This is a genomic window from Paraburkholderia atlantica, assembly GCF_000092885.1.
GTDB classification, from domain to species: Bacteria; Pseudomonadota; Gammaproteobacteria; order Burkholderiales; family Burkholderiaceae; genus Paraburkholderia; species Paraburkholderia atlantica.
Genome location: NC_014118.1, coordinates 1,031,897 through 1,044,608 on the forward strand (window position 1 = coordinate 1,031,897; position 12,712 = coordinate 1,044,608).

Here is a 12,712-nt window from a genome sequence, read left to right on the forward strand (position 1 = left end):
GCAACGCCGGAAGGCATGCTTAGGCGCATCCGGCGCAAAAAAGGATATACAGCCTGCCTACATGGACCGCTGGCGCGGTGAAGTAATGCGAATCCAGCGTCTGCCCAGCGGTCTTGTGACACCCCGCGGCTACCGCCGGCGACGCTCTTTCGCCCGGCGGCCTAATGCAAAGTCGTTGCGGTACGCGGCGGCACATGCGGCCCGCTGTGCCGCCTCCCTGTCAGTTGCACGCGCAACATCATGACCTTGCACACCGGTGCCGCCCATCCGTTCGCCGCAATCCGCGCGCGTTTCCGCATACTTCTTTTTCTTGAGTCGGGATGTGATTGACGACTTGATGTCGGACACCGGAGCATCCACCCATACATCAATGTGCTTTGAGGCGATGTTCCGCACTTGCGGCTCCAGATAATCCAGGAGCAGGCGCACCCGCGGACGCGAAGCCCAGCTGACGGCCTGATTAGTCACAGGAACCTTGCGTTCCATCTCAGGAGATTTGCGCACCCCAATCTCCGACCCGTCGACCATATATTTACGCAGCCAATCATCCAGGGTGATCTGCTTCAGCCTGAGTCCGCAACTCGTCAAGGCGAATTTGAGAACCTTCGCCCGCTTTCTCCTGGGATCAACCGCGCAGATGACGAAGCCTCCGCAGGCAACGATGGTTGCAATCAGGACTGCCGCCGAGAACAGGTTCTGACAATCCTGATCGGGGGCATCCAGTCCGATGACCCTGGCATCACTGGCGGGGACTCTATTCGCAAGCCTTCGCAATGCGGTATCAAGACTTTCTGACAAGCTGTTCTTGAGCATGCAGGGTCGCTGGTATACACGCTCATCAAGCCATACGCGCTCAGCTTCTCGCAAAGCCAGGTTGAACAGCTCCGCCTGGCGATCTCGTGACCGGGAACCATTCAACATGAGAACCTCGGCCGGGGTGTCAGCGAGACATTCCGCGCGCTGCGCGACACGCCGCAAGTTGCTCCCGGACGTTTCAACGTGCTGCGAGACATCAGATCGCAGCCGAAGCGGCCACGAACCATGTTCAGGCGGAGCTTCCAGCGATCGCGCCGAATCCCCGCGGCCGATGGTGGTCTGACTGCACAGTCGCCCACAAGCGTTAGACGAAAGCATTTCCCTTCTCCTTCGGAGAATGGTTGACAAATGGCCTCGTCGGCGCGAGCACGGTTCCTTATACGACGCAGAACCGGCCGTGCCGTTCGAGCCGACATTAACGGATGTCCCGTCTGGCCACGGGGCATCTGTTTTCTCTTTGTGCGGATCATTCTGGCCGCACCCATCCCTTTCCGCGGTTCTCGTAACAACGGACATTGCTGTCCGGGCGAACGGATCCGCCGGAAAACAGTTTTTCGCTGGCTGACTCCTTTCGTACTTCCGGGGCCGTCGGTCGAATAGCTACCGCTGACCCTCGGGTCTTCATGGTCACAATCCCCTCAGAGACTCGGCAAAACACGCCTCCCCCAAAACACCAACGCACATCATTAATTTAGGATTCCATATTGAAGCCCCGGTGGTTCTGCGACGGCGACCCTGGCTATCGGCTTACCGGCTCCTGTTTGTCCCGAGCACGCGCCACGTGTTCGCCGACGCGCTTGACGTCAACCTGGCACGAGGCTCCCATGATCCCGGTCTGCTCTGCATCCGACATCCACCTAATGCGGGTCATGGCAGGCCCGTTCTGAAATGCACCTGCGGATTCCGATCTTTCGCATCCGGCTGACGAGAGACGGTCCACCCTTCGCCGAGCCAACGCCGCTCTAGTCGTTCACCGGTTTGTGGAACCTCGGCGACGGACGTAGGCCGCCCCCCTGCGGGCCGGGGATATCTCTGGGCACGTTCCAGAGTGCAGGAGTGATGCCAAAATATCGTTCGATTACGCTTCGAAAGTCAGGACGAAAGGCCGGCGCATTGCGGACTTCGAGGCCGAGCGAGCTGATGAGGGAGTGTGTCTTGCCGCTGGGTTCCCACCGGTAGACGTATCGGCGCAGCTCCACTGCCTGGGACTCCACAGCCGAAGAGATGTGCGGCGTCCCATGGACGACCGGGCCTTCCGTACGGTCTTCCAGAGGGAGGAGCTCGCGGAGCACCGTGACGCCCAATGAGCGCAGGTGGAAGATCAGCAAGCTTGAGTCACCGTATCTCCCGTCGACCGTGCAAACAATTTCGGTGCACATGTTGGCTAACCTGCGCAACTGAATTGCATCGCCAAGGGATGATTTCACGTGCTGGTCGATTCCGTCGATGCCTACAAAGACCGGTCGATCCGGGAAAAAAGCCCGCAGCACGGCAACCTGACTTGCGACATGGCCGAGTTGAATGTGAAGTTCGCCGGGTCCGTGCGAAACCACCAGCATTTGCCCACCCCCAACAGCCAGTTGTCCGAGGCGTGCCCACAGTGCGTCTCTGCGCCTGTCTGAGTCCGGGCCATCCAGAAGACGGATGGCCCGGGACTCCTGAATGCTGGATGTGCTGGATGTGCTGGATGCCTCAAACGGCCACCGGGTCAGACCGCTCTCGCCAAAAGCCATAACCCTGGCCGCAATCCTGGCAGCGCTCAGACGTTGCACACGCTCCAGCAGTTGTGAAAGATCTACCCCTGCTGCCTGCGCCCGGGGTATCTGCCGTTGCACGGGGATCCGGGCTGTCACCCTTTCCTGTCTGGTGGCGGCGCGGTTGTCGCCATAGATGGGCCGAATTTCCGCTGGTCTTCCCCAGCGGCGGGAATGCATGGACGAGTCCATTCCTGCCTCCGTTTCAAGGCTCTTGACAAGAGACCGGATTGGGCAGAGGATGCGCTTGTGTTGTCCACTCTGGCAATCAGGCTGGGATGAGCGGGCACCCGGTTGGCAGACCGGGTGCCCGTTCTGTTTTTTCGCTGCTCTGTTTCTTTACGGCCCTTGTTTCATGGCCAGGCGCCTCCGTTGTTGAAATTCGCGATCTGGAGATCCGGAGCCTCCGACGAGTTTTCGAAGTCTCATGCAGACCGCGCGTCGGACTTCGGGCCAAAGCGCTGCGCGGCCCGATTTCTGCGGCGGCGACGCCTCCCATCCCTCAGCGTTGGTAAGGTCCCGATCTGCCAAACGTCTGGCCCACATCAACAGTCCGCCAGTCGCGTCATGGGCATTTCCGGGCGGATGAGCCCGCGTCCTCCGCGGATCCGAGTCTAGGCAGCCCTTTGTGAAATTCAAGCCTCACGAATGCTGCGTGCGCTCCGGACACAGCGTCCCGTGAGAGGGACCTCACGTCCGCGGCCCTGTTCGCTCCAGATCACGGACGGTACATAGTTGAAATTTCACGTTACTGGCGCGACTTCTTTACTTCGTCAATGAAGCTAACCAGCCGCTACGAGGACGAGGGACGAACGCCGAACGTAGATGCTTAAATGCAGCTCATTTCATGTGAAACTGTTTTTGTCGGCACATGATATGACAAACAATGTCGGAATTTCCGTCGAGCCAGGCCGGGCGGCCGTCTCCGATCAGTTAGCACAACTTATGAAAATTGCAGGACTGGCATTTCTCATGACACCAATGCCTCACCACGCTCACCGGATGTTCCACCTCGATGCTGCGCTTCGATGACCGTCTGCGCGGCATGACATCTTGCGCATTGCGCCATTTCATGGTCAACCAAGAAGTCGCATGTCATTTTCATGCTTGGGGCAATGTGCAGTTGTACGACTTTTATAGGACGTGAATGCCACCGTCCCGCAAGGCGATGCAATCACCCTTGCTGCACCACGGAAAAATAATTTTGCGCCGCGATGCTTTTTTACGCGTCCGGCGAAGACCGCCCCCCCCAGAAGAGCGCTGCAATCCGGCAGCCCGCCGTCGTCTTCGAACGACAGCAACAGCATCGGCAACCAGGTCCTCGCCGCTTTCGCGTGCCATGTGATCAACTGCATAACCCTGCCAGAGCGCAGTCGGGCACCGTGCCCCCTGTCTGAAGTGACATTCACCGGCGACCACTTGCGATAAATACCCTTATCGCAAGTGGCGCCGCACCGGTCTAAACTGGTTGCATGAAAAGCGTGCCTGTCCTGCCGCCCAGACAGGGGAACGGACTTTCGGCCAGAACGCCCGCTGCCCTGCCCCCTGCATTGCCTGGTTTCGCGTCGCTCGCCGCACTGCGCGCCTGGCACGAGGGCCTGACGGCCCGCGCGGCCGTCACGCGCTACCTCGACCACACCCGCGATGATGGTCAGTCCTCGCGCGGCCTGATCGCCCGCATCCGTTTCCAGCTGGTCACGTGCGCGACCGCCCGCCAGCGAGACGACCTCGTGCACCTCTTCCAGTGCACGGCCGCTGACCGTACGCGGCACGCCACGGCCGTCGCCCACGCGATTGACATCCTGCGACGCACCCCTGTCCCGCAGCCGCGGCTGACCGACGGCGTCGGCGCATGGCTGCCACCGCGCATCGCGCACGTGCTGTGCACCGCCCGCATGAGGACGCTCGCCGAACTGACCTTGCGGGTCCCGCGGCGGCACCTGTGGTGGCGCAGCATTCCCGGGCTCGGGCGCACCGGTGCGCATCGGGTCGAGGCTCTATTCGCGGCGAACCCCGTACTGACCGCCCACGCCCGAGCTCTCGTCGAGCGGATAGAGCCGCCACGCGATGACGGCGTTGCGCCATGGGAACACCTGCAACCGGTACCGGGCCTCGACGGCTCGCGTGGCCGCTTCCGGGCTCCGCGCCGCGCGTGCCTCCTGAATGCCCGCAACGATTACGAGGCTGTACAGGCGTGGCTGGCGCTGCACGAGGCGCCGCACACCGCGCGCGCGTATCGCCGCGAGGCCGAACGGCTGATGCTGTGGGCCGTCGTTGAACGGCAGCAACCGCTTTCGTCGCTCACCACCGACGATGCGATTGCTTACCGCGCGTTCCTGCGTCATCCGGCGCCGCGTGCGCGCTGGACCGGTCCGCCGCGGCCGCGCGACTCCGTCGAATGGCGTCCCTTCGCGCGCAGCCTCTCGCCCCGCTCGGCCGGATACGCGCTCGCCGTGCTCAATGCGCTGTTTCGCTGGCTGGTCGAGCAGCGCTATGTGCTCGGCAACCCGTTCACCGGGCTGACCGTGCGGGGTGGACAGCGCACCACGCCCTTCGATACGGCGCGCGCACTCACCAGCAGCGAATGGCAGGCGGTGCGCGGCCTCGCGGACCGGCTCGAGGGGTCATACGGCTGGCAGGCGCCCGCCGCGCAGCGTCTGCGCTTCCTGCTGGATTTCCTGTACGCGACGGGGCTACGCGCCCAGGAACTGGTCGGCGCGACGCTGCGCGACATACAGATCGATGATCGGGACGAATGGTGGCTGCGCGTCACCGGCAAGGGGGCACGAGCCGGGTCGGTGGCGCTGCCACCGCTTGCGCTGGACGCACTCGAACGGTACCTGGCGCAGCGTGGGCTACCGGTGACACGTCGTCGATGGGATCCTGCTGCCCCGGTTGTTGCGTCGCTGGGTCCGGAAGTCCACAGCAATAATCCGGTCTCAGCCACACGACTGCGCCAGGTCCTGGATGCTTTTTTCGGACTCGCCGCCGGGGTGTTCCTCGATGAGAACCCCGAATTCGCAGCGCGTCTGCAACAGGCCAGCCCGCACTGGCTGCGTCATACGCACGCGTCCCACGCGCTGGCCGGTGGTGTGGATCTCGTCGCGGTACGCGATAACCTGCGGCACGCGTCGATTTCGACCACGTCGACCTATCTGCACGATGACAATGCGCGGCGCGCCCAGCAGGTCAGCGCCGTATTCGGGCGAAAAGCCGCGCGCCGATAATGCTCGCCCCACGCAACCATCTCCGCCCCATTGAACAGCGTCGCGAAATTGGTTTCCAGATCGTGAGACCTCGCGAAAAATTTGAAGACCGCTTGCAGCGATCTTGCAGGGCACCGTGTTCGAATGCAGCACACGTTTGTATAAATGCACGGCTGCAGCATTGTCGCGCACCCAACCGCGGCGAGATGTCCGAGGTCGACGCTGTGCTGGTCAGCCGACGGTCGCTGGTCAATTGGCTCACATGCGCAGCGGCCAGTTGGCCGGAGCCACCGGTCAGTCCGACGGGTAGCAGCATCACGAGTACACGCCGTAATCGATCCGCGTCAAAAACGACTTGACGAATTCGGTGCCTTCGAACGTTTGAAGCAGGTCGGGGAGGCTTCCTGCCGTCGAGTCCAATGGCCGAAGTTACGAGCCACCGTTCGGCCGCATCCTTGGAGCCAAAAACGTCGATTGCGTTCTCGGTCACGGCTGCGAGGCGGATGAGCCGGTCAGTGGCGTTGCTGTCGAGCATAAGGTCAGGGTTCTTGCCACGCTGCAGCGTTCGCTTGCTCAAACCGATGGTCTGGAGCACCTCCTCACGACCGACAATTGTGTAGGCGGCCATGACGTCACGCGCCGCCGAGACAGGGAGCCCCTTGATCACGATGTCGTGTCTCTGCAGAGGGGTCATGTCAGGGAGCTTCGATATGGCCTCACCGATCGGTTCTTCGGGGCGCAGCGCGGCATGCGCGGCAATCCCCTCAGCTTGATCGCGCTTAGCAGGCCAGCGAACGGGCTATGCGTTTCCTCAGCCTCTCGGGCGTGGTTCATTTCAGGCTCCGCTTCCTCGCGCACTCGGCAGATCGCGCTATGTTGCGTCTCCCGCTCGGGCCGTCGTTTCGGCCACCGCTTCTGCGCGATAGACGAATCGAACTGGTGCGACCGCATGAAGCGCATAAGCTCTCACGCCACGCCCCAACAATGCCGTCACACATTTCGCGAATTTGTTATGACCGCCGCTCCCACTTGATGGGCCCGATTCTCTGCAGTTCCTGTTCTGATGTTCGGACAGGGTCGCGACTATCAGCCGCAACGCAGGTCTAGCGACGGTGTCGGGACCGGCGCCTGATTGCGATGCCGCCTTACAATTACGGGAAAAATAAGGAAAAGTCGTGGCCGAATCAATAGTGACATCCAAAGGACATACTACTGTCGACGCAGAAATGAAAGGTGCTCGATTATTGCTACGGACTTGCGCGGAGCTGCTCGAAGTTAGTTGGAATATTGCTTCCTAGAACGGCGCCCCACCCGAGGACTTTCAATCCTCGCTCGCATTTCATCAACTCCCGGCAACTGTGAACTTCAGCAGCGCGCGACGGTTTTCACGAGTTGTTCTCCAATATTTCGGACTATCTGGACTGACCAGTAATAGCCGCGGCGGTCCAGTTCCACGACCCGGCGGCTCTTCTCATTCCGGTGCCATCTCTGGACTCATACCGCACGTTCGACCCAGCCCGGACAGCGCAGGGTTGTATCTTTTTCACCATCAACAGTCCCCACCTAAAAAATCCAATACACGATTCGTCACCATTACTCTGCAACACTGGGCTTATTGGCTATGGATGCATGACGGGTGGATTGATCGGGGGCCGCCAAGTCGACCGCATTTGACGTAGTAAATAGTCGTTTCCATATCAGGGACGACGTACCGCGACCCCGCTGGAACGCGCCCCTCCCTCGGATTTTTATGGGTGGTCTATATTCAAGCAGTCGCGTTATATCGCGATTGTCTGAAGGAAGGAGGGTAAACTATGAAAACCAATTCTTGGCCGACATTAATCGCAGTAGCCATTGTCACAGCTGTGCAAAGCATGGCGGCTTCGAGCCGCCCGGAAATGGTCACTGTGCGCTTGACTGCCACACCGGCAAATGCCGGAAAAATTGGACAAGCCGTTTTGGTGGAACAGGGCAGCGGAACGGCGATGAGCTTACTGGTGGGTGGTGTGCCCAAATTCACCGCGTTGCCCGCGCATATCTACACCTTTATTTATCCGGGTTCATGCGGCAACCTTGGAGCGAAACCGGCGTATGCGCTGAATCAGCGGGTGGTTCTTGGCGATAGCGTACCCACCCGCGTCATGCGAATGTGGAAATTTATCCCGGCTTCGATGAGCGACTTGACTTCATCTGACTACGCTGTCGTATTGCGTACCAGTGCGGCAGACGGGAACGTCGATGTCTTCTGCGGTAACCTGAATCACACGTCTTGAGCCGCAGTCGTTCACAGGTCGCCAGCGCTGACTTTGCCAAGTTGCCTGGGCGGTACCACGGAATCGGCGATGAAGAGGACGCAGTCGCTATTTCTGGACTGCTTCCAGTTCAGTGAACAGCAAGTCAAGGTTTTCCCGCCTCTCAAACTCAACGGGCTGACGTATCACAGCGTTGAATGTCAGTGGGGCGCAGTGGCGTTCGATATAGTCGAACGATTGAGCGCGCATCTTCTCGCGACTGACAGACCTCGCGCGCCACGCGCCCGGTTTTCAGGCAGCTAAATATGCTTTCCATTGTCGACTTGTCCCCCGCCAACGCGATTTTTGAGAGTCTCAGCTCAAGAACCTAGAATTCGGCTTCCACCGAAGCGGGGTAGCCCGCGATCTTTGCATCCTAGCCCAATCACAACTCGCCTTCTAAATACGTCAATACACGCAGATTGTTGATCGCGTGGATCTCACAAGCCACTCGCAGGGCGAGAGCATTGATCGCCACGGACGCGAGCCGGCTCTGAGAGGCGCGCCAGATGGGCAGCGACAAACGCCAGTACGCCGCAGGTCCCGCCCGCCACGCCCAAGCCAATCCAGCCATATCGCGACGCCACCCCCGCCCCTCCGATTGAGCCAATTGCCCCGCCGACATAATAGGAGATCATAAAAACTGTGTTGAGGCGGCCGCGCACCTCAGGCTGCAGCCCATACAGCCGTGTCTGATTCGCGATAAGGTTGGCGCGATTGCCCAAATCTAGTCCGATCACGCCGAGAACCAACAACGTCAGAGAGTAGCCCGACGCCGCAATCAGGGAAAATGCGACTATGACGAGCGTTGCGGCGATCGATACAACATTGCGCGCCCCCAAACGGTCAGAGAGACGACCAATCTTCGTAGAAGCCAGCATTCCCGCTAGGCCAACGAACCCAAACAATCCCGTCAGATCACTACCCCAACCGTAGGGTGGTCGCTGCAACATCAACGCCAACGATCCCCAAAGCACGTTGAGCGCCCCGAACAGCAAAAAACCGGCAAGACAAGCCTCCCGCAGCAAAGGCTGCCTCACGAACAACTGACCAAGCGACACCATCAACTTTGAATACGGCGTGTCGCTACTCGGTTGGATAGCTGGGAGACACAACCAGACTACGACGAACAGCAGGACGTCAATTACGGCTGCTAAGGCAAACATCGTCCGCCACCCGGCGTGCTCACCGACATACCCGCTGAGGGTACGGGCGAGCAGCGTGCCGGCAAACAAGCCACTCATCAGACACCCTACGGTATGGCCACGTTTGGCAGGAGCCACCAGGCCTGATACCGCCGGAATAATTATCTGCGCAGTGACTCCTGTAACCCCGACGAGCATGCTCGCCGCGAGCAACCAAGCTAACGAGCTTGCCGTCGCGCATATCATCAAGCCAGCAATATTCGCTGGAATTAGGCACGCAACAAGCCTCCGCCGGTCAAGTCGATCACTCAACGGGCCGAATAAGAGAAGTCCAAGCGCATAGCCGATCTGGGTAAGCATGGTGATCGCCCCCTGGGCGGAGGAACCCGAGCCCACACCGGCTGCCATTACGGGCAGTAGCGGTTGATTATAGTAGAGCGTCGCGACGGCAAGTCCGCAGGCGACAGCCAACGCCACCACGCGAGGACCAGATACCGGTAGAGAGTTGGAGTCGAAAGTCATGTTTCAGATAGTATTCACCGGGCAGTCGGCGAAGAACCCCGGCCATGAGGCAAATCCACCGACCTTGCCACCGAACGCCCGCGATATAAAACACTGTCAGGGACAGGGTTGGCGACTAGCGTCGACACCACAGTGCCGAGGTTCACCTAAATGCCGCCCTCCAGACCTCTGCAACGCGCGCGGCCATTTCATCTCGAGTCCATGTCATCGGGTAATCTCCCTGGCCACGCACCGCCGGTTGCTCAATGCGATTTTCGGGGTTCGCTGAGAGACGAAATAACCGCTCAGAGTGAGACTGCATCATCCAATCCATTGCAAATAAGTCGCTTTAGCAATCGAATCAGCCTTGAATTCTCGTCTTCTCTGAAGATCGAGAAAAGATGACCATCCAGTTGTCGAGATGTAGCGGAAAGCTCATTCGCCAGTCGCGAACCTCGATCGGTCAGGCTAATACATCGGTTGCGTCGGTCCTTTGAGTCCGGGAATCTCTTGACCAATCCATAGTGCTCAAGACGCGCCAGTAGCCTGGACAGCGCCCCTTCATCGTAGCGCAGGTCGCCTGCTATCTGCACCTGTTTGGTGGTCTGATAGCGCGCAAGATACATAACGAGTTTGGCCTGCGGCCACGATATACCGAAAGCATCGACATAAATCCTCTCCTTGATTCGTTCAATCGACCTATCGATATTGCTCACTACTACAAGTAGCCGATGGCCCGATTCTGATTGACTGCTGTCAAACTGCTTATTACCCGCCTCTCGCTCGCATCCACTGTAAGGCAGTGTCTTCATAGGCTTACCGAGATTCTGAAAATCGTTCTGCGTCTCAGAGGGAAAGTATTTACTTCGGTTACCGCGACACCTGTTACTGCACTTCCAACCCATTACGGACAGAGATGATGAATCCGCTAACGAAAAAACGGTTAGTGGTCCGCTACTCTATCGGCAGCATGCCATTCAGATTGGTTCGGTGGCTGCTCCGCTCCATCGTCATCAGGCCTCGATACGTACATTAAACCCATACACCGAACATTCTCGAACCACCCTTCTGCGATCCATTCCCAAGCCTGCGTCAATATTGAGCGCCATCTATCGTCACAGATTGGCATGAGTCCCTCCGTACATATGGATTTCGATTAAATGGTTCGTGCAGTCATGCCATGACCGTTAGCCCTCGATTAATCTGATATGCCGTTCCCGCCCAACCTTCCGAGATGCCGGCGGCTTGCCGGAGAGAGTTGCGCTCTCATACTCGACCGGGGCGGGATTGCTCAATGGGAGCGGGCTCTGCAGACCCTCCACCTTGAACAAAGCGACAAGGTCCGCAAGTTGTTCCGATTGCTGCTGCAGACTGTTTGCCGCTTGCGCAGTTTCCTTGACCAGCGTTGCGTTCTGACGCGTGACGCCTTCAATCTCAGCAGCAGTCTGATTGATCAGGTCGATGCCATTGCTTTGTTCTGTGGTCGCACTTCTGATCTCACGCATGAGGTCGGTCACGCGCTGCACGCTCTGCAAGATTTCCTGCATGGTCTGCCCGGCTTCGCCAGCCAACTCGCTCCCTGCTTGCACTTGTGCGGCAGAATCCGCAATCAGGTCCTTGATTTCCCTTGCCGCAGTTGCGGAACGTTGCGAGAGATTCCGCACTTCGGTCGCGACCACGGCGAAACCCTTTCCCTGTTCACCGGCGCGCGCGGCCTCCACGGCCGCGTTCAATGCCAGGATATTGGTCTGGAACGCAATGCCGTCAATAACCGAAATGATGTCGACGATGCGCGCTCCCGATGCGCTGATAGATTGCATCTTCCGCTCGACCTCGCTCACAACTTTGTGTCCCTGTTTGGCGACGGCAGACGCCGAGATGGCGAGCGCATCGGCAATGCTCGCATTCTCTGCCGTCTTGCGGACGGTAGCTGCGAGATTACCGATCGAGTCGGCAATGGCTTTCAGCGAGGCAGCCTGCTGTTCGGTCTGGATGGCAAGCTCGTGGTTGGCATTGGCGATGCCAAACGACGAGCCGGCAATGGTTTCAGTGTTCAGGCGTACTCTGCCCACGATACGGGCGAGGTTGTCCCGCATCGTGGCGACAGCATGCAGCAAGCTGGAGCGGTCTCCGTCCCGCAAGGCGACTTCGCCAGCAAGGTCGCCGTTGGCAATTTGCCCGGCTACGCCGGCGGTATAAACGGGCTCGCCGCCCAACTGAGCGAGCAGGTTGCGCGTGATCAGCATGGAAACGGCAATTCCAACAATGGTGGCAACGAGGCCCATGACAATCATGCCGTTGCGAGCAAAATGCGATGCCTCCCTCGCTTCGTCGGTTGCCAGCTCATTGTTCCTGTCCTCCAACGCAACCAGCCTGGAGAGCGCGTCCATCCACTTAAGCTGGACCGGCTTCAACTCGACCGAGAGAATGGTGTACACCTGATCCATCCCCCCCGCGCGCGCCAGCTCAATGGCCTTGCCGATCAACGGGCGCGCCTCACTTTCATGCTGGTTAATCTCGGTGAGGACTGCACGCTCGGGACCCGAGCGTTCTCTATCGCTGGAGAGCAAAGCAAGCAATCGCTGTTCCGTCTCGCCATAGACTCGCGCCTTCGCATCGATGAGTGCAACTTCTTCGTCCACCTGCGAGGCCGACCCCACCAGCGCAACGTCCCGCAATGCGACCATGCGTTCGAACACCGTGTTGCGCATCGCCATCGCCGCACGCGACTTCATGTTGTTGGCGCCAGTGATCTCGTCCATGCGCGCCTGGTTGGTCGCCATGCGAACCGTTGCGACAACCGTGATTGCAGCCATCAACACGAGCATCATGGCAAATCCGGTACGCAGCCGCGCGCCGATGGTAAGGCGATGAAAAGCATAACCGATCTTCATCTCTTCTCCTCCTTATTCTCCTGTTACCAGCTGAAGGAGCGCAGCGCGAATCCCGGCCGTTCCGACGCGGGTGCCTCGGTTGTTATGAGTGACCCGACAGATATC

9 protein-coding genes are annotated in these 12,712 nt (G+C 59.4%); 2 read left to right on the forward strand and 7 right to left on the reverse strand.

Annotated features, from left to right (window positions below):
• Positions 1 to 129: 129 nt before the first annotated feature.
• From BC1002_RS20655 to BC1002_RS37815, 3 genes are all read right to left on the reverse strand, one after another.
• Positions 130 to 921 (reverse strand): hypothetical protein, encoded by a 792-nt coding sequence (locus tag BC1002_RS20655; protein WP_157874722.1) that lies wholly within the window; start codon positions 919 to 921, stop codon positions 130 to 132.
• Positions 922 to 1,778: 857 nt separating this feature from the next.
• Positions 1,779 to 2,762, reverse strand: a complete 984-nt coding sequence (locus BC1002_RS20660; RefSeq protein WP_013091937.1) for a hypothetical protein — start codon at positions 2,760 to 2,762, stop codon at positions 1,779 to 1,781.
• An 884-nt stretch (positions 2,763 to 3,646) separates the two neighbouring features.
• Positions 3,647 to 3,925, reverse strand: a complete 279-nt coding sequence (locus BC1002_RS37815) for a hypothetical protein (RefSeq protein ID WP_157874723.1) — start codon at positions 3,923 to 3,925, stop codon at positions 3,647 to 3,649.
• A 117-nt stretch (positions 3,926 to 4,042) separates the two neighbouring features.
• Here BC1002_RS37815 and BC1002_RS20665 point away from each other — a divergent pair, with 117 nt between their 5' ends.
• Complete coding sequence (locus BC1002_RS20665) at positions 4,043 to 5,797, forward strand: phage integrase family protein (protein ID WP_013091938.1); 1,755 nt, start codon at positions 4,043 to 4,045, stop codon at positions 5,795 to 5,797.
• On the opposite strand, the gene BC1002_RS38975 is transcribed toward BC1002_RS20665, so the two are convergent.
• A complete protein-coding gene (locus BC1002_RS38975) occupies positions 5,760 to 6,470 on the reverse strand; it encodes an antitoxin Xre-like helix-turn-helix domain-containing protein (RefSeq protein ID WP_238538006.1) in 711 nt (236 codons plus the stop codon). The genes BC1002_RS20665 and BC1002_RS38975 overlap by 38 nt on opposite strands.
• A gap of 1,120 nt (positions 6,471 to 7,590) precedes the next feature.
• Here BC1002_RS38975 and BC1002_RS20670 point away from each other — a divergent pair.
• Positions 7,591 to 8,049, forward strand: a complete 459-nt coding sequence (locus BC1002_RS20670; protein ID WP_013091939.1) for a hypothetical protein — start codon at positions 7,591 to 7,593, stop codon at positions 8,047 to 8,049.
• A 458-nt stretch (positions 8,050 to 8,507) separates the two neighbouring features.
• Here BC1002_RS20670 and BC1002_RS20680 read toward each other — a convergent pair whose 3' ends face one another.
• From BC1002_RS20680 to BC1002_RS20690, 3 genes are all read right to left on the reverse strand, one after another.
• Entirely contained in the window at positions 8,508 to 9,734 is a 1,227-nt protein-coding gene (locus tag BC1002_RS20680) for an MFS transporter (protein WP_013091940.1), read from the reverse strand.
• Between the two features lie 284 nt (positions 9,735 to 10,018).
• The gene (locus tag BC1002_RS20685) at positions 10,019 to 10,525 is read right to left on the reverse strand and encodes a MarR family winged helix-turn-helix transcriptional regulator (RefSeq protein WP_041735015.1); all 507 of its coding nucleotides are present in this window, start codon (positions 10,523 to 10,525) and stop codon (positions 10,019 to 10,021) included.
• Positions 10,526 to 10,900: 375 nt separating this feature from the next.
• A complete protein-coding gene (locus tag BC1002_RS20690) occupies positions 10,901 to 12,607 on the reverse strand; it encodes a methyl-accepting chemotaxis protein (RefSeq protein WP_013091942.1) in 1,707 nt (568 codons plus the stop codon).
• Between the last annotated feature and the right edge of the window lie 105 nt (positions 12,608 to 12,712).